This window comes from Brucella pituitosa (assembly GCF_003049685.1).
Classification (GTDB): Bacteria; Pseudomonadota; Alphaproteobacteria; order Rhizobiales; family Rhizobiaceae; genus Brucella; species Brucella pituitosa.
In genome coordinates this window covers 66,310-87,127 of sequence record NZ_PYSY02000006.1, presented here as the reverse complement: position 1 = coordinate 87,127, position 20,818 = coordinate 66,310, and the positions used below count along the sequence as shown (strand labels likewise).

Here is a 20,818-nt window from a genome sequence, read left to right as displayed (position 1 = left end):
GTACCTCAAGGGACCCCTTTATGCAGGACGTGATAGGAATAAGCTTCCAGAGCGGCGGGAAGAATATTCGTGTGTTGTGCGAATTGCTTGAGTGTACTCGCGGTATACAGCATGTCCGTGCTACGCCGTCAGTCGATCTCCGAGCGCTTGACATGCCGGTTTTGGCGTACGGTGGTTTTGTCAAAACCTCGTCTATGGCCTTGCCTAAGCTGACGTCATATGCTTGCATTTTGGGGATTTTCACGCGCTTTGCGGTGGGTTTATCACGATGAAACCCACGAATTGCCTTTCAGTTGTGATCGACAACCTGCCATCTATTGAAGCTGCTTACTCTGAAGGAATGGCGGTACGAACGCTTTTTGAGGTGTGGCGACGTATAGATTCCTTCTTTGGATCTGAAATCGAGACATCTGAGATTGAGCCATGGGGCATAACTCTTCACTTCACGGACGAGCACGGTTTCTCGTTTGTCCGGCGGCTTGAGGATCTTCTCTCCTATATTTCGACGACGCCGGTTGGTGTCGGGAAAAACAAGCTGATTGTTGCGGTTTCAATACGCTCGTCGCGGTCTGACGAGTCGTTGGGAAGCGCAAAACTCGATGTCGAACAATATTTAGAGGATATGCGTACCGCTATCGCGGCCTATTCCAGCCTTTCGGACGGAAAGATCATTTTTGCCGAGCAGAATATTGTCAGTGTTAATCAATCGCATGCGCCCCTTTATAAGGAATGCTTGGTTCGGATAGAGGATGCCGATGGCAATGTCATAATGCCAGGCGCCTTTCTTCCGGCGGTTGAAAGACTGGGCCTGATGCGCCCGATCGACCGACAGGTGGTTCGCAGCGTTATGGATGAACTGCGCAGACGTCCAGACGTTATTCTTGGTTGCAATGTTTCCGGCATGTCGGTGTCCAATGACCTTTGGTGGCACTCCATATTGCGTGACTTAAGACATGATCCGCAACTTGCGCGGCGACTTGTTATTGAGATTACCGAGACATTGCTTCCGCCAAATCTTGACAGTGCTTTGGAATTGGTCACGGCGCTGAGGGCAACTGGTTGCAGAGTTGCAGTGGACGATTTTGGTGCGGGATACAGTACGATAGCTTTCGCACGTTCCGCTTCGCCTGATATCGTCAAGGTTGATGGGTCATTCATGCGAGAGTTAAATACGGGGCTCAGCAGACCAGATCTCCTTGAGCACCTTGTAATGCTGGCAAGTCATTTCGCGCCCCCATGTGGTTGTTGAAGGTGTGGAGACGGAAGCCGACTTCCTTGTTGCAAAACGCTCGGGGGCAAATTGGTGTCAGGGATACTTGTTTACGCCACCAGCACTTCTTGGCGTTCGGAATAAGCAAGTCAATACAACGTTGATTTCAAGAAAGCTATCCGAGATGAAAATGATCGATTGACCTCTTGCAAACTGTACCAATGATTTTCTGGTTTAGGCATGAAAATCAAAAAAACAAATACTTGCAAATAAAAATCCTCGGGCTAGCCAGTGTTAAAACGTGGCTTTCCTAGTTTGTATACCCATCAAGAAATAACGCAGATTCCGTACATTGTTGCGGACAGAAATGAAGAAGGAAGTATTGATATGTCGAGCAACCGTTACAAATTGAAAACAATGATGGGTATAGTTGCCTGTGCGCTCGTTGCAGGTGGGGCTGCAGCTACGACTTCGTTAGCGCAAGATAAAAAAGAAGATCGTGTCGCTGTAAGCAATGAACCGGGTGCAACGACTGCCACTTACGGAAATTGGGTCTTGCAATGTGTACGCACCAATGGCGGAGCAGCAGGTGCTGCTGCATCTGAAGGAAAAAGCTGTGAGGTTGTTCAGTCGATTCAGGTTCAGGGTCAGCCACAGCCTGTTGCTCAGATTGCGTTAGGCCGCCTTACGAAGGACTCGAAATTGCAGGTAACGGTCGTTCTGCCTGTTAATATTACACCGAGTCAAACGGTTCGTTTGTCAGGTAATGGAAAAATCGGAGCCGAGGAAAAGGGTTCTGTGGAATTGCCGTGGGTGCGTTGTATCGGTGGTGCGTGTCTTGCGACTGCCGAACCGACGCCTGACTTTCTGGCAACCGTCCGCACTGCTCCAGAAGGCAAAATGCGTTTCGTAGATGCGAATGGTCAGAATGTTGAACTTCCTCTTTCTTGGACCGGGATCAGCCAGGCGCTGAGTGCGCTTGATAAGGCATCATGATCTGTTTCGATTTGGGTCACCCCTAACTTAAATCGAAAAATCATGGTCATTCATTCTCGAAGGTCGGGGCAGTCACACGGTGCGATATCTTATAAGAAGCGTTTGTGACCTCCGGCCTGAGAACAGTTGGATGTAGTTTAGAAACTAGTATATCGCAGCAGGATTGGAAAATCTTATGAAGGCAGATGTTGGTCAGGAAAAAGGAAAAATACTTGAGCTCACCACCAATTTGGTGAGTGCTTATGCAAGCAATAACAAAATTGAATCTCAAGAGCTTGTAAATCTATGTAACCGCCTTTTTGTCGAGCTTTTAACTCTGTCTGGCAGCGATACACAACCAGAAGCGCCTATGCCACAGGAACCCGCAGTGCTTGTCGAAAACTCGATAACACCAGATTATCTCTACTGCCTTGAAGATGGAAAACCATTCAAGTCTCTAAAGAGGCATTTGAGTGCGCATTATGGCATGACGCCAGAGCAATATCGGGAAAAGTGGGATCTTGCTCCCGACTATCCAATGGTCGCACCAAATTACTCTAAGAAGAGATCTCTGTTGGCATTAGACTTTGGTCTGGGGCACTCTCGTAAGACGTGATTGCGTTTGAAAGCTCATTATGATGTGGGCGTATAAAAAAGCGCAGTGCACTCGATTTATTTAAAAGTCCATGTGAGATTTTATCTTGCATGGACTTTTATTTATTAATATCCGCATAAATATATAATTTCACTGAAGCTATCTTATTAGTTAAATTTTTAATAACAAAATCTCGTTGAATACATCGTATTCCAATTTATCTCCTTGCGCCCAATAACCCAGAACTGGCCCAAGAATCAGTGCGCGGGACTACTTTCCATATTAAAAAAGATGCGGTGGGTTATTGTGTTTCTTGGTGTCAGCCCTAATTTGAAAGGGCTTAGCAGGGATGGCTGCGAAAAATCTGTTTATATGTGTTCCGGTTTTGCAACACCGGATCAGCGCATAAGTTTGTGCTAATGAAATATAAAAACTCCATATTCATTTATTTATATAGTATAATGCACGCAATAATTGAAAGCCAAATATTTTTACGATTATATAAATATGGATAATTTTTTTTAAACATAAATAAGTTAGAGTAATGTAGTTAATTGATTTAAATAAATAGAATACTATTTGTCGTGTTATAATTATTACTATTATTATTTTATCATCTGTAAGTTACAAATTTGACCTTGATTAAATGGAGATATATTCAAGAACAGTCTGTGATTAACCTATATGGAAGTTGCGCTGTTCATGAAAATCTCTGCACCGAACACGAAATCGTCGTCCTCTAAAGCTGCCGCTTCGGCAGTTCGTGATCTGCACGAAGATAATTCTGTGATTGCGGCGCAGGCACGGGAGGATCAGCCCGCAGCGGCACAGCGCGGGATATTGAGCCGTATAGGTAAATTGGCAAAAGTTTCTGTGTCGGGTCTCGCACTTGCAGCGGTTGCGTGGCCTGCGACGGTTGGTGCGATCGAGTGGAGCAACAATCGTACGGTAACATCAGACGTAAACTACACTGGTGATGGCCTCATCATTAATAATAGCGCGATTGTTAACATCACCAACAATGCAAGCGTAAGAGCATACGATTTTTCGTTTCAGGGTGGTTCTACCGTCAATATTAATAGCGGAAGTTTCATGACCAACTATAATAGTTGGTCTCTGATCCGAAACAACGCGGTTGTGACAGTTGCGAACGATGCTTCTCTTCGTTCTTGGCAATATGTTAAGGTCACGGGCGATAGCTACGCCTTAGGCGGAACTTTGATCGTCCATGGCGGCGGTGCAATCCGGCGTAATGACGGAACTTCCCGACATGTTGTAGAGCTTGGAAATGGCGGTACGCTAGTGCTTGGGAACGGCACTGCTTTGGCACCGAGACTGGAATACTACGACGGCAATACTTTCAATTCGACAGGTGGCTGGATTGTTTCCGATGGATGGGACGCAAGCATAGTCGTCAATATGGCCGGTAGTTATGTAATTCCTAACATCCGCCCATATGCTGATGAAACAAGCAGAATGCGCTTTATCGGCCTCACTGTCCAGGCTGGTGCGGTGGTTCTTGATCAGCCTACTAACTGGGTAGGCTCACTTCGTGAGGTAACAGTTTCCGGTGGATCTCTGGAGATCGCTGACGTAATGGGCAGAATTGCTGTTGGCAATACAACTATCGCCGCGAGCGGTACGCTTATTATCAACAACGGCGGGGGCATGCGTCTTGATGGTGTGACCGGGGCGGGCAGTGTTGAGGTCCGTGGCACTTCGACGGCAAATGTTGTAGATGGGGCTGGAGCAGCATCCTATACTGGCGATACAAGGTTGTACAACACCGCTCGTTTCTCGGTGACCAACGTTAATCTTGATAGCACAGTTACCCAGAGTAGTTCTGGTAGCACTGTCTCGGTCAATAGTGGCAGTCTCAAGGGCGTGTATGGTCAAGGCACGCTATCCCTCAGCAACGCTGCACTCACAACACAAAGTAATCATAGTGGTACTTTGGGAATGTCGGGCGCAGTTTCTCTATCTGGCGGCATTCACCGTTTCAGTGGGACTTTACAATCGGGATCGACTGGAAATATTACGGTAACGGGCGGCGGAACATTCGCAGCCGCGGGCAATATTGATCTCAGCCCTCTTTCTTCTGTCACGGTTGCGAGCGGCAGCGCGCTCGATCTCTCTGAGCTCTCAAATGCTGTATCCTTGAACCGCTTGTTGAACAGTGGATCAAATGGCGGCAGTGTGCGGCTTGGTGCTGGCGGGCTTGTTGTATCCAATGGGCAAACAGGCGATCGCTTCTCTGGCGTAATTTCGGGCGCTGCAGGGTTTACTCTGAATGGGGGAGCGGGAAGTTCGTTAGAACTGGGTGGTATCAACACCTACACAGGTACGACAACGGTCCATAATGGCGCAACGCTCAAGCTGGTCGGTACAGGTTCGGTTGCAACGAGCGGACAGGTTAATATTTACAGCAACGGTACTCTGGACATTTCCGGCATTTCGCCGGGTACGACGTCGATCCGCGATCTGCGTGGAACGGTCAACGGTAATATTGTGCTTGGCAATAAGACGCTGCGCATAACAAATGCGACTGACAGCGACTCTTATAACGGCACGATCAGCGGCACAGGTGGCTTGAGACTGTCCGGCGGAACGCAGAAGTTCGGAGCAGACCTAACTTATACCGGCAACACTCTGGTGGATGCCGGTGCCGTCATGTGGCTGGGCAATGGTGGCACGACAGGGAGCGTTTTGAATGGTGCGACGGTCAACGGTGAGCTTGTCATCGACCGTAGCAACACTTACGAATTAGTCGCAGGTGGCGTGATCACTGGTAGCGGAGCTCTTTCCAAGCTCGGTACAGGCGAATTGCGTGTACGCGTCGCTCAGACCTATACCGGTGCCACCAATATTCGTAACGGCAGCATTGTCATTCTTGACGACGGTTCTCTCGCTCAATCAAGCACAGTCAATATTGATGCAAGCGGCACATTCGATCTTTCCAGATCCAATGATGGCGCAACCATTCAGGCTCTGAGTGGCGATGGTACTGTGATCTTCGGATCGCAGAACGGTCAGCGCGGCATGACCATCACCGCTGGCGGTGTGTTCGGTGGATCGATTACGGGCTATGGCGATCTGCGTATTGCGGGTGGCAATCAGACCCTGACCGGGAACAACAGTTTTACCGGTACAGTTTATCTCGGCGGTAATGGCAACCTGACCATCGGTTCTGCCAGCATTCCAAATCGCGGTTCATTGCTGAATGCGAATGTTGAAACCGGAACAAGCGGCCGGCTTATCTTCATGCGTTCGGATGCGACCGGTGTATTTGGCGGGCGTGTGTGCAGGGCTCGGGCGGTATCACACAGGCGGGAACCGGGACGACCACGCTCACCGGTAACGCCAATACATATACAGGCGATACCGTTATTTCTGCCGGTACATTGCGCCTTTCAGGCGCAAGCAGCCTTTGACCGCTCAAGCGGTATTTCGATTGCAACCGGCGGTACGTTCGACATTTCTGCAATCACCAGTGCCACGACCGTAAAGAGAGTATCGGGCAGCGGCACGGTCAATCTGGCAGGCAAAACGCTTACGCTTGCCGAGCAAAATGGCGCTTTCGGCGGGCGCTTCACAGGCGTTGGCGGCAGCCTCGTCCTTGCAGGGCCTCTGCTTTCCATTTCGCAGGACAGTGACTTTACCGGCAGCCTGATGATCAATTCAGGATCAAGCCTGATTGCGACAGGTGCGGCGAAGCTAAGTGGCGCAAGCAATCTTATCATCAGCGGTACGCTGGACGTGAGCGGGCTGAACGCCGCCACAACAACATTTGTTGCGACCTCCATCTCTGGAAGTGGCGGGTCGGTTATTCTTGGCTCCAAGGGCCTTGATATTACAGCCGGGCGTGCGATCGATAATTTCAGTGGTGCCATTCAGGGTGCGGGAAATCTCAGGGTTCTCGGTGGAACGCAGTCTCTAAGCGGCAGCAACACCTATACAGGTTCCACATCCATTGCCGATAACGCGACGCTTCGTATCACCGGCGGCGGTTCGGTTGGTAGTTCCAGTGGTGTGATCATCGGTCAGACTGGCACTTTCGATATTTCGGGAACGGCTGGTGGCGCGCTGCCAGGAACGGCTGTTCAGGCGCTATCAGGTGCAGGCACAGTCCAGCTTGGCACCACATCCGGCACGGCGAGAACGCTTTCCATAACGTCGTCTGGCACTTACGGCGGCGTTATTACCGGCTTTGGTGATCTACGAGTTTCGGGTGCTGGTACGCAAACGCTGACCGGTAACAGTACATTTACCGGATGGGTACGTGTTGCCGCCGGTTCCATCCGCATTGGTGACGGAGGAACAACAGGCGCATTGCTCAATGCAAATGTTGAGGTTCAAAGTGGACAGCAACTGATCTTCCAGCGTTCGGATGCTCTTGGAACCTTTGGTGGACAGGTCACTGGTACGGGTGATCTTGTGCAGCTTGGCACAGGTACGACGACCCTTGCGAATTTGAACAGCTATTCCGGCATAACGCGTGTGCAGGCCGGTCGCCTTGCACTGGGTGCTGCTGGTGACGTTTCGTCATCCAGCAATATTCTGATTTCTGGCGGAGCAACATTCGACATTGCCGCGACATCGGCTGGTGCAAGCGTTAAACAAATTGCCAGCACGGGTGCTGGCACAGCGTCGGTTGTCTTGGGCAGCAATACGCTCACGCTTACCCAACAAAATGGCACATTTGGCGGAACAATCAGCGGTACCGGCGGTCTCACGCTGAGCAATTTCAGCCAGTTGCTGACACTGACAGGTGCACAAACCTATACGGGTGCAACGACAATTTCCGCCGGAACGCTCAGGCTTTCCGGAGCAGCAAACATAGCGACATCCAATGGTGTGACCGTTGATGCGACGCTGGATATTGCCTCGCATACTGGCAATGCTGTGATTGCAAGCCTTGCTGGCAGCAACACGGCAGGCCGTGTTCTTTTGGGAAGCAATACGCTTGAAGTTGCCAATTCTGCAGGAACCTTCGCGGGTGTTATCTCCGGCAATGGCGGATTGCTGCTTCGCTCCGGTAATCTGACACTGACCAATGCGAATACATATACCGGATTAACAACCATCGCGACCGGTGGTTATCTGACACTTGGTAACGGCGGCTTCAGCGGCGAAGTTCAGGGCAATATTGCCTTTTCGGATGCAGGTGAATTGCGTTTCAATCGCAGCAATGCGTTGACTTTCACCAATGCAATATCCGGTGCCGGATCGGTGGTCCAGCAAGGTATTGGCAGCACGACATTCACAACTGTTCAGGGCTATACGGGTGTAACACGTATCACTGCCGGTAGTCTGCGCCTTGAAGGTAACGGCAGCATTTCCGCATCGAGCGAAATTGTTGCTGATGCGAATTTTAATGTTTCGCAAGTCACGAACCCAACAGTCAATATCCGTAGTTTGAGTGGTGCTGCATCCGGTACGGTGACACTTGGGGATCGAAATCTGGCGATTTCAAACGCCAATAGTGTGTTTGCCGGTGTAATCAGTGGGGCAGGTGCCCGGCTCTCGCTTGGCGGCGGAAACCTGACATTGTCTGGTGCCAATATCTATACAGGCCAGACGACAGTCCTTTCCGGGGCGAACCTTCAGATCGGCGCTGGTGGAACAACCGGCAGCATTGCGAGTGCTTCTGTTCTCAATAACGGGACACTGACATTCTCGCGTAGCAACACATTGACCTATGCAGGCTCGATTTCCGGTTCTGGTGTTGTGCGTCAGGCAGGACCCGGCACTACCGTTCTGACCGGCGCTGTGTTGGCGGGTGGCGGTGTTCAGATCGATTCCGGCACGCTCAGCATTGAAGGTGCTAACAGCTTCAGTGGTAACGTGAACACCGCCGCAGGTACGACGCTGCGTTTTGGTAAATCGCAAGAATTTGCCTATGGCAATGTTATCAGTGGTGCGGGCAGGCTTGTTCAGTCGGGAACTGGCGTAAATGGCAAGCTTATCCTAACAAGCGCGAACACCTTTACCAGTGGCACGACAATTGACGCGGGCTCTACTCTTCAGCTCGGTTCAAACGCAGCAGGCGGCGGCACTTCTGGATCGCTTATTGGCAATATTGCCAATGCAGGAACGCTGATTGTTAATCGCTCCAATGCCTTTGCTTTCGCAGGTGCAATTTCGGGCGCTGGTGGGTTCATTCAGAATGGCACTGGCAAAACCACATTATCCGGTGTCAATACCTATACAGGTTCAACGCAGGTCAATGCGGGTGAATTGGCTGTTATCGGAAGTCTTGGAAACACCAATGTAAGCGTCGCTACTGGTGCGATACTCTCTGGAACCGGTGTTATCGGAGGCAATGTAAATATTTCGGGTTCGCTCAATCCAGGACAAAGTCCTGGCACGATGACTATTTTGGGCAATCTTACACTCTCAGCTTCCTCCATTTCGAACTTTGAACTTGGTGAAGCTGGTGTTGTGGGTGGTGCCAATAATGATCTTGTGATCGTGAACGGTGCACTTGCTCTCAACGGAACGTTGAATGTCACAGCCGGTAATGCCGGATACTATCGCCTTTTCAATGCCGGGAATGGCATTACGGGATCGTTCCAGACCGTAAACCTTCTTGGCGGTGTCGCGGGTTCTACTGCAACTGTATATACGGACACTCCGGCCGCAGGCGGTCAGGCAACACAGGTAAACATCCGGCTTCTTGATGCTAACCAGCTTGTTCAGAATTGGGATGGCAGCCGTTATACTGGTGGTGCTGTGGCACAGGGTGGCAATGGCACCTGGAATGCGAGTAACACCAACTGGCTTGCTCCTGGTTCTGAAATCAGCGGCTCATGGGGAGGTTCAATTGCACGTTTTGGCGGAACCGCTGGTACGGTTACACTCCAGGGAACACTTGGATTTGGCGAGCTTAGCTTCGATGTAAGCGGTTATAGACTTGTTGGCAGCACTGGTGATGCCCTCCAGCTTTCAAGTGGTGGCTCCACCCAAACATCCTCGATCATCAATGTTGCGAATGGGGGAACCACCACCATTGACGCCAGGATCATTAATGGTGATCTTGCCAGCTTGACCAAGGTTGGATCGGGTCGTCTAATCCTAACTGCTACCAACAGCTATACCGGAACGACCTACGTTACGGCAGGCGTTCTTCAGCTTGGCGACAATGGTCCGTCGAACACTGGTTCGGTGGCTGGAAATATCGCCAATAGCGGCGAAGTTGTTATCTCGCGCAATGGGCCAATGACTTACAGCGGTATAATCTCGGGCGGCATCGAGCCAAACGAGGGCGGTATTGTTTCGCTCGCAGGCACCAGCGATTTAACCTTGAGCGGTGCAAACACCTACACAGGTGTTACCAATGTCAATGATGGGATTTTGCGCCTTTCAAACAATGGCTCCATTTCCACTTCTGCTAATGTTAACATTGGCACGGGCACATTTGATATTTCGCAAGCCGCAAATGGTGGATCATCGATCCGCTCGATTTCAGGATCGGGTTCCGTCAATCTGGGCAATAATACGCTGACCGTTTCCGCGGCCGCTGGCACTTACGCAGGCGTGATATCTGGCGATGGTGGCCTTACACTTCGCGGCGGTACACTTCTCCTAAATAATGCGAACACGTTTACCGGAAATACAACGCTGCTGGGCGGCGCAATCCAGCTGACCGACTTCACTCCAATGGGCGATCCTACGCGCATTGGAAGTGTTGCAGGGCAGATCGTCACCGGCATCGGTGCGGATGCTGGCCGACTGGTGCTTAATTACAGCACCGCAGTCGACCCTATATTGGCCAATAATATCTCCGGTACCGGCGTCCTTGAGAAGCAGGGAGCGGGCATCGTTCACCTGACAGGAAACGCGACCCATACTGGCGGAACTCTTATCCGTGGCGGCGCATTGAGAATTGGTGCATCTGGAACGACAGGTTCGCTTGCGGGCAATGTCGATACTGGTATCGGCCCCAACTTCGGTCGTCTGGAGTTCTGGCGCAGCAATGACTACACATTCGCAGGCAATATCTTTGGAACTGGTAGTCTTAGCCAGAAAGGGACTGGCCGCTTAACTTTGACAGCCAACTCTTCCCATGTCGGTGGAACAGAAATTAGCAGTGGTACACTGGCGGTCGGTAATGGTGGCGCTACGGGCACGCTTTCGGGCAATGTTTCGACAGCAACCGGCAGCACGCTTGCATTCAATCGTGATGCCACATCTGTATTGAATTTCACCGGTATCGTAAGCGGTGCGGGTAATGTTCGCCAAGAAGGCACCGGAACCACAAAGCTTACCGCAACGCAGACATATACCGGTACGACAAATATTGCGAACGGCACTCTTGCCCTTCAAGGCAATGGTTCGATCAGCCAGACATCCTTGTTGACCATCGGTGCTGACGGCGTGTTCGACATTGCGGCCACGACAAACGGAACCTCGGTCAATCGTCTTGGCGGCTTGGGTAGCGTCGTGCTGGGCGATCAAACTCTGGTCATTGGCCAGGCTGCGAATGATATTTATTCGGGCATTATCAGCGGCAATGGTGGCGTCACTATCGCCGATGGATCGCAGAAGTTCGAGGGCGCGAACAGCTATGCCGGTCTTACGACAATCGGCTCAGGTGCTTCGCTCGCAATTGGTGGTGCCAATGGTGCAGTGGCGGGCAATATTCTCAACACTGGCAATCTGACTTTCAATCACGATGGTGGTGTTCACAGCTATGCTGGTTCGATCTCCGGCACCGGCAATCTGTTGAAGGCCAATAATGGCACGCTTGTTCTGGCAGGTGCGAACAATTACACCGGCGCAACCAACGTTGTTGGCGGAACGTTGCGTGTTGACGGCTCGCTGACAGGAAGCACGGTTAACGTCGCTTCCGGGGCAACGCTTGCTGGTGGCACGCAGTATGATGACGATGGTGTCGCCATCAATGGCACAGGCCTCATCAATGGTGCTGTCACCATTCAAAATGGCGGCGTGCTGAATGCCGGGTCGGATCTGAAGATTTCGACGCTGACGCTTCTGGCGGGTTCAACGACCAACTTCAGCGTTGCTACGCCTGATGTCATTTCGAGCGCCCTCAACAGCCGCGTTATCGTGACGAACGGTCTTTCGCTTGATGGCACTCTCAACGTATCGGTTGCAAAATCAGGATATTACCGCCTGTTCTCGGCTGGCAGCATCACTGGCGACTTCTCCGACATCAATGTAACATCGTCGACTCCAACCCAGATTATCCGTGATTATAACGTCTATATGGAAGGCGATAATCCTGTCACCGAAGTGAACATGATCGTTCTTGGTGATGATGAAGTTCGCCAATATTGGAATGGAACACGCACAACTGCGGGAGTTCTGGTCGGTGGATCAGGTACCTGGAATAGCGACAATACAAACTGGCTGAGCCCTGATTATGCCTTCGTTGCGCCATGGGTAGGTTCCTATGCCATCTTCGATGGCAGCGCGGGCACCGTTACGGTTGAGGGTCAGCAGGAATTTGATCGTCTACATTTCAAGACAGATGGTTATGCATTGACGTCTGGCACGAATGCTTCGCTTCAGCTTAATAATCTTGGAATGATCATTGTCGATGGCCAACGCACAGCTACAGTTGGCGTTGCGCTCGTCGACGGCACCAGCGAAGGACTGACCAAGACCGGTAGCGGTACACTTAATCTGTCCGCAGCCAATAGCTATACCGGCTATACATTGATCGAGGCTGGAACGCTGTCTCTCACGGGTGCAGGCTCCATTTCTCAATCAAGCGAAGTGCAGGTCGGTATTGATGGAACGTTCAATGTCGGCGGTTTAGGCACGGCGGGAACCTCCATCAAGGGTCTAAGCGGTACTGGTTCGGTTCAGCTTGGCACCGCGACGCTGGAATTGACCGAAGGTACGCATACATTTGCCGGCGTAATTTCTGGCGGGGGCGGCATTACCGTTTCGGGCGGCACCCATACTTTGAGCGGATCAAACACCTTTAACGGTATAGCCCGTGTTACCGATGGCACGCTTGTGGCCAATAATGGGAATGCACTTTCGCGTGCACGTTATGTTTCGCTTGATAGTGCCGATGCAGTTCTCGACATTTCGGGGTTGCCTGTTGGTAGTGTAGCGATCAATTCGCTCGCTGGCGATGGTCAGGTTAAGTTGGGCGAACGCAATCTAACCGTTATGAACGGCTCGGTTATGGGACGTGAATCCGGCTTGTTTGGCGGCATAATTTCCGGTTCAGGAGAGGTAACGCTTCTTGGCGGCACGCTGATACTGACCGGCGAGAACACTTATACGGGCATCACAGGCCTGACATCCAATGCAACGCTTGATATTGGCGGCGGCACAGCTTCGGGCAGTGTGGCTGGCAACATCAGCAGTGATGGAACGCTGGACTTCAATTATTCCGGCGGCACGCACGAGTATAGTGGCATAGTATCAGGTATTGGCAGCCTCAACATCAGGGGTGCAAGTGCCGCTGAGGTTATTCTGAGCGGTGAAAATACATTCACCGGCGAGACTGTAATTCATAGTGGTACACTGCTTCTCTCTGGCGCAGGATCGGTCGCATCTTCAAGTCAGGTAACAGTTGGAAACACAGGTCGTTTCGACATCTCCAATATTGATGATGACGCGACCAGGATTAACGGTTTGGGTGGTGCGGGCTCCGTATATCTCGGATCGCGGGTTCTTTCACTCGAAGGTGGCAGTTCCACTTATTACGGTACTATTGAGGGTACAAATCAGAGCCTTCTATCGATCACGTCTGGTCAGTTGACGACCCTTGGTTCGATCAATGATACGTTCGTTCGTGTTGCCGATGGCGCAAGTTTGCAAATCGGCAACGGTCAGAATACCGGCTCGCTGAATGGTAACGTATTGACCGATGGCGAACTCATATTCAATCGTTCAGATGCGGCGAGTTTCAACCACACGATTGCAGGAACGGGAGAGCTTTATAAGCGTGGGGCAGGGACACTGACCCTGAACGTGGAAAACAGCTTCTCAGGCATGACAACTGTCAGCGCTGGTGCACTCAGACTCGCAGCAGATGGTACGCTGAACGGCAATATCGTCAACAACGCCCTTGTCCAGTTTGCACGCGCAGGTGATTGGACCTATGGCGGCGATATGTCTGGTTTTGGTAGCCTGTCGACCAGCAGCTCTCAGACGACTGTTACAGGCAATCTCACACATACCGGTGGTACAACAATTGAAAGCTCTTCGCTTCAGATTGGCAACGGCGGAACGACCGGATCTATTGCTGGAAACATTGTCAATGACGGCAACCTGATCTTCAATCGTAGCGATACGGTTGTCTATGATGGCTCGATTTCCGGTGTGGGTTCGCTCACGCAATTGGGTACTGGCACGACAATCCTTTCGGCAAGCAACACCTATAGCGGTGCCACGACTATCATTGACGGGATCTTGCAGCTCGGCGACGGCGTACAGAATGGTACGATCGAAGGAAACGTATCAAACGCAGGTACGCTTGCCTTTAATCAAGGCATAACAAGCATATTCTCTGGTCTGGTATCGGGTACAGGTGACCTCGTTCAAAAGGGTCCAGGTCATGTGATCCTGACGGGAGACAACACCTATACCGGAACGACAACTGTAGCTTTGGGACGCAACCTTCAGGTGGGCAATGGTGGCTCGTCCGGTCGCATCAGTGATACGGTTTCAAACAGCGGCAACCTGTCTTTTGTTCATAACAGTGACCTAACCTATAATGGTGTCATTTCGGGGACGGGCAACCTTCTGCAAGCTGGCAGTGCAACACTCACGCTGACCGCTGAGCAGCAGTATACAGGTTCAACTGACGTGTTGGCGGGGGCAACTCTTGCTCTTGATGGCGATGGATCGATTGCAGGTACGTCGGCATTGAGCCTGCGCGGCACGTTCGATATCTCCCGCATCACAGCGGATTCGACCAGCATTGGTGACCTTTCCGGTGACGGTAGTGTTCAGTTGGGTTCCAAGTCGCTTGTCTTGTCCAATGCCGCCAGCGCATTCTCGGGTGTCGTTGATGGTGATGGTGGCGTTGCGGTGAATGCCGGATCGTGGACTGTTCTAAGCGGTCAGTCCTTTACTGGGGAAGCCAATATTGCAACCGGTGCAAACCTGATACTTGCTTCAAATGGCTCGATTGCCGATGCAGAACGTGTTGTCGTCGATGGAGATTTTTCGATTGCCGATACGTCGGCGGGTACTTCGATAAAAAGCCTTGCCGGTTCGCAGAGCGGTACAGTTGACCTTGGCGATCATGTGCTGACGATCACCAATGCCGCCGATATTTATGAAGGAATGATCATCGGCAATGGCGGTCTGACCGTTCTGGATGGAACGCTGGTGCTCAGGGGTGCAAACCGATATTCGGGTGCGACAACAATCGCTTCACCAGCCACACTGGATCTCTATGCCAATCCAGCATCTGCGAGTGCAGGTGACTTTGACGTCGATGGTACGCTTAATGTGTCGGTCGGGTCTGGACTGGTCTTTGGCTATAACGAAACCATAACCGGTACGGGAACTATCAATAAATCCGGGGATGGACGACTTGTCTTGACCGAAATCAGCAATGCCAGTGGCTTTGCCGGTAACACTTTCATCACGCAAGGCGACTTTACGGTAAATGGCAACCTCGGTGGCAATGTGACCGCTTCAACGGAGGGTACTCTGTCGGGCAAGGGTTTCATTGGCGGCAATGTCGTTATCGGATCGGGTGGTACGCTTTCAGCCGGTACAAGCCCTGGCACGCTTACCATCAATGGCGATCTTTCCCTTGAAAGCAACTCGACCTCAGTCTTCGAGCTAAGTCAGGCCAATGTCGTTGGCGGTCCTGCAAATGATCATGTGATCGTTAGTGGCGCTCTTGATGTAGATGGTTCTCTGGAAGCTATCGTTTCTTCCATTGGTTATTACCGCCTGTTCAATGCCGGTTCAATCAATGGTAACTTCGACACGATTAACGTGACAGGTCTAACGGGCACGATTGATGCGAGCGTCTATGTCAATAATCCGGGTCCAGCGACGGTCATGAACCTGTCCGTCCTTGGACAAAGCGACCATCTGCAATTCTGGGATGGTGCAGACACAGTTGGCGACAATCTGCTGGATGGTGGAGCGGGAACATGGTCTTCTGCTGGCACCAACTGGACCGATGCATTCGGTAATATCAATTCAAGCTGGTTGTCTTCGCTTGCGGTTTTTGGCGGTAATTCGGGTGTCGTGACAATTGACGGCGACCAGAGTTTCAGCGCCTTGCAGTTTGATGTCGACGGTTACGTCTTGGATGGCAATACACTAGGCGGAAGGCTGCTTCTCGCACCAAGCTCGGTTAATCCAGATGCAAATATCAACGTCGGTGCGGGGAGCACAGCAACGATTGCTGCGACCATCGCAGACGGTCTTACCAATAACTTTGTTAAGGGTTTTGGAGGACAATTGGTGCTGTCGGGTGAAAATACTTACACCGGAAGCACCACAATCGCCGGGGGCACCCTCGCTCTGTCAGGGAACGGCACGATCGCAACGTCAAGTGGCGTCATCGTCGGTCAAAACGGTGTGTTTGATGTAAGTTCAACGCTCGCACCGCAGGTAGAGATTGCACGGATTGCCGGTCTTGGATCGGTCGTCCTTGGCAACCACACTCTCATGCTCACAACACAGGATACTGCACAGCCAGGATTTGACAGTGTGTTCGGTGGCGTGTTGTCGGGGCAGGGCGGCGGTCTGGCCCTTGCTGGTGGCAATCTGACGCTGTCGGGCGCCAATACCTACACAGGTCTGACGCGTGTTGCTGCCGGTGCCAGCTTACAAATTGGCAATGGTGCAGCAACAGGATCAATTCTCAGCGATCTGCAAATTGACGGTACGACAACATTTAACCATGGCGATGGCACCCAGCTTTTTGCTGGAGCTATTTCGGGCAGCGGAAGGCTCGTCAAAGACGGTACAAGCATCCTCAACTATACCGGAAACGGCGCAGCATTTACGGGTGATGTGGTTGTTGAAAGCGGCAAGCTGGCGGTGAATGGAACGCTTGGCGGTATCGTTACGGTTCAGGATGGAGGAACGCTTGGCGGTAGCGGTACTATTGTTGGCAACACAGCGGTTCTCGCCGGTGGTACTCTCTCTGCGGGAAATAGCCCGGGTACACTAACCGTCAATGGCAATCTTACGCTCAACAGCGGTTCTACCTCCGAGTTTGAGATGGGCCAACGCGGTTTGATCGGCGGACAACTCAACGATCTGGTCATCGTCAATGGCGCACTCGTTTACGGTGGCACGTTGAATGTGTCAGCAACATCTGCAGGCTTCTACAGGTTGTTCCAGGCTGACAGCGTTGCTGGTGCTTTCGATAACGTCAATGTTGCAATCAACGGCACAACGGCCAACGGACTTGTGTATGTCAACGCACCGGGAGATGCGAAATCTGTCAATATTTCGGTCTTGAAGGACGGGCAGAATTTGCTCTTCTGGGATGGCACCGATACGATGGGCGATGGCACGATCCAAGGCGGTGCCGGAACATGGTCTTCCGGTTACACGAACTGGACGTCTGCGCCGGGTGAAGCAGAAGTCAATGGCCCATGGGCTGGATCAGTCGGTGTCTTCTCAGGTGTTGGCGGCAATATCACAGTTGAAGGTGCACAGCAGTTCGATACGCTACAGTTTACAGTCAATGGCTATAATCTGGTGCCGGGTGCTACAGGCTCGCTCAACTTCGGAGAGGCGACCGGCGGTACGATTAACGTTGACGCAGGTGTGACAACGAGTGTTGCAACGCCTATCACTGGTGGATCATCGCTTGGCTTCGTCAAAACGGGTGGTGGCTCGCTGATCCTGTCGGCTGACAATAGCTATACAGGCGGCACGAAGATTGATGCTGGTGTCCTGCAACTCGGTAATGGTGGAACTTCAGGCTCAATCGTTGGCGATATTGTCAACAACGCGTCACTTGTAACAAATCGCGGCGACTTGCTATCGCTGTTGGGTACGATCAGCGGGACTGGTAGCCTGACCCAGAACGGCGGCGGAACCACCTTGTTGACCGGAAACAACACCTACACAGGTGGAACAACGATCAACAATGGCGCTGTTCAGCTTGGTGCTGGCGGTGAAAGCGGAACTCTGACCGGGAATGTGATGATCGGAAGCGATGGAACGCTTGTGATCAACCGGTCTAACGATTTCACACTCGTTACCGAATTGAGCGGAACCGGCAATCTGCGCCAGATCGGCCCGAACATCACAACAATTCAGGGCAATAGCTGTGGCTTTGCTGGAACAACAACGGTTACGAATGGCAAGCTCGTTGTTGACGGCTGCCTTGGTGGAACCGTGATCGTTGAAAATGGTGGCAGTATCGATGGCAACGGCACCATTGGCGGTGGCGGTAGCGGCGGCACCGGCGGCGGAACGGTTACTATTGGAAATGGCGGCACATTCTCACCGGGTGGAAATACCACGATCGGCCAGACGACGATCACCAGCAATCTGACTATCAATTCCGGTGCACTCTATGTTGTGAACGTCAATGCCGCTGGTCAGAGTGACCATACGCAGGTTAACGGTGTTGCGACCATCAACGGTGGTACGGTTCAGGTTCTGGCGGCCAATGGCGACTATCGTCCGGTAACGCGTTATACCATCATGACGGCCAATGGCGGCGTTAAGCTTGGTGGAGCGAATGGTGGTTTTGATACAGTCACCAGTAACCTTGCCTTCCTTGTGCCGACACTCGATTATGACCCGAACCACGTCTATCTCACCATGACACGCAACAATGTGAGCTTTGATTCAGTGTCGCAGACACCGAACCAGACGAATGTTGGCCGTGCGATAGAACTGCTCAATCCGGGTAATGCGGTTTATGATGCGGTGGTGGGCCTTGATAAGGACAGCGCACAGAAGGCATTCAATGACTTGTCGGGTGAAATTCACGCGACGTTGCTGGGCAGCGGTGTAGAATCGAGCTTCACGCTTCAGGACGCGGTTTCCAACCGTTTGCGTGCCGCATTCGACCGAGCCGGTGCGCAGGATAATCCTTCCATGGCGGTTGTTCGTGATGCCGCATCCGCTATCGATCCTCAGGCGCAGGCTCCTGTCATTTGGGGTGCGGTCTATGGCACTACCCGTTCCACAGACTCCGACGGCAATGCCAGCTCTGCGGATATGAAGAGCAGCGGGATTATCAATGGTCTTGATATGACTGTTGATGGCGGAATGTTCGATAACTGGCGTCTGGGTGGCGTTGCACGCTATGAAAATAGCAGCCTGTCTGTTGACGATCGCTCTTCGTCTGCTGAGGCCGATGCATATTCCATCGGTGTCTATGGCGGGGGACGTGCTGGTCAGTTCAATATCAATCTGGGTGCATTCTATACTCTGATGGACGTTGAAACGGACCGGAATGTCACGATTGGTTCGTTCTCAAACGCACTTGATGCAGACCATCGAATTGGGGTGTCGCATTTGTTTGGTGAAGTCGCCTATCAGATGGATCTGGGCGGTGTTGCAATTGAGCCTTTTGCTGGCTTGGCCTATGTTCATGCCAAGAGTGGATCGTTCACAGAAAGCGGTGGTGCTGCTGCCCTTTCTGCTTCGGGTAACAGTTTCTCGACGCCATTCACGACCTTTGGTGTTCGGACGCAAAAGACATTCGAAATCGACAATGGTATTGCGATCACATCGAAAGCATCGCTTGGCTGGCGTCATGCATTCAACGATGTTCCTGAAGCAGCAATGAGCTTCGGTGGTCAGAGTGGGTTTGATGTTCAGGGGCTACCGATTGGGAAAGACTCGCTTCTGTTGGAATTCGGCTTGGAAACCAAGCTGAGCGAGAACGTCAGTCTGGGTCTGAATTATTCGGGACAATTGTCGAACGGTTCGTCGCAGAACACAGGAAAGGTAACACTCGATTGGAAGTTCTAAGCGCAAGCGCTGAAACACTGCTCTCAAGCAGGTCGTGACAGCGACGTCGATACGACTGTCAAACTTGGGTGTTAACATAACATAATGGTCCGCAGTACAATTGCTGCTGCGGACTACGGAGAGCGCGTTTTGATCTGACTGAAACAGATCAGCGTGTCTCAACCAACTGTTTCAACGCGCATCTTATTCGAAAGTCGTTTCACACTTTTCGAAATGCGCTCTAGTCAACGTGAAGAAAAGGAATAAGCCATGACTGATATGGTTCAACCATCCGAAGCTCCTGTCACCCCTGCTGGTCTGCCGCTGTTTTACAAGAAGCCAACTCTTTTGCGCTTTGAAGAACATAAAGACCTTGCGTTGAAGCGCAGTGACAATGTTCGCTTTGCAGCAAAGTCGAATGCTATTCCTCTCGTGGCCGGCGAATTCGCTGCAGCCCTGCGCTCATTCCCTATTGTGTTCACAGGTGATGACGTGCCTGTTCCGATTGCTGTTCTGGGACTTGAGAATGAGAAGAACCTTTTCGTGGATGGTTTTGGCTCCTGGCGCAAAGGCACATACGTCCCTGCCTATGTTCGCCGTTATCCGTTCATCTCGCTAAAGGTTGAGGATGATCAGCAATTGTTGTGTGCTGATCTCTCCAGTGACCGTATCGTCAAGGCAGGCCGCGACGGTGCTGAGCTGTTGTTCAATGAAAAGGGCGAAGCGACTGAATCAACCGCTGCGATCATCGCTCTTTGTCAGGCCATGAACGATGATTATTCCCAGACAACTGAATTCGCAAAAGCCATCAAGGATGCAGGTCTGCTTGTTCAAAAACATGCTGATGTGACCTTAAATGACAAGCGTCGTTTCACCCTTGACGGCTTTTACATTGTTGATCTTGAAGCTTTCCGTAATCTTCCGCCAGAAACACTTGGCGAATGGAATCGCAAGGGATGGCTGGAACTGATCGTGTTGCATATCGCATCTCAGTCCAATTGGCAGGAGTTGATGGAATTGCAGATCACATCGACAGCGAAAGCTGCCGGTTAAGGGCATAATCGACAGCCGCGGGCCTTCTTTTTGGTTCGCGGTTGTTGAAGCATATTGTTTAAGATTCACCATAACAGGAAGTGACTAAAATTTTCCTC

5 protein-coding genes are annotated in these 20,818 nt (G+C 51.6%); all 5 read left to right on the top strand.

The genetic code is table 11. The annotated features are described in order from the left end of the window. Positions 1-268 precede the first annotated feature (268 nt). Positions 269-1,249: an EAL domain-containing protein gene (locus C9380_RS24185; RefSeq protein WP_128094944.1), complete on the top strand. Its 981-nt coding sequence runs from the start codon at positions 269-271 to the stop codon at positions 1,247-1,249. 348 nt (positions 1,250-1,597) lie between these two features. Then, entirely contained in the window at positions 1,598-2,206 is a 609-nt protein-coding gene (locus C9380_RS24175; protein WP_128094943.1) for an invasion associated locus B family protein, read from the top strand. A gap of 175 nt (positions 2,207-2,381) precedes the next feature. Next, the gene (locus tag C9380_RS24170) at positions 2,382-2,801 is read left to right on the top strand and encodes a Ros/MucR family transcriptional regulator (protein ID WP_128094942.1); all 420 of its coding nucleotides are present in this window, start codon (positions 2,382-2,384) and stop codon (positions 2,799-2,801) included. 681 nt (positions 2,802-3,482) lie between these two features. After that, positions 3,483-19,688 (top strand): autotransporter-associated beta strand repeat-containing protein, encoded by a 16,206-nt coding sequence (locus tag C9380_RS28385; RefSeq protein WP_164844740.1) that lies wholly within the window; start codon positions 3,483-3,485, stop codon positions 19,686-19,688. A gap of 249 nt (positions 19,689-19,937) precedes the next feature. Continuing rightward, positions 19,938-20,720, top strand: coding sequence for a SapC family protein (locus C9380_RS24160; RefSeq protein ID WP_128094940.1), 783 nt, complete (start codon positions 19,938-19,940; stop codon positions 20,718-20,720). Positions 20,721-20,818 lie beyond the last annotated feature (98 nt).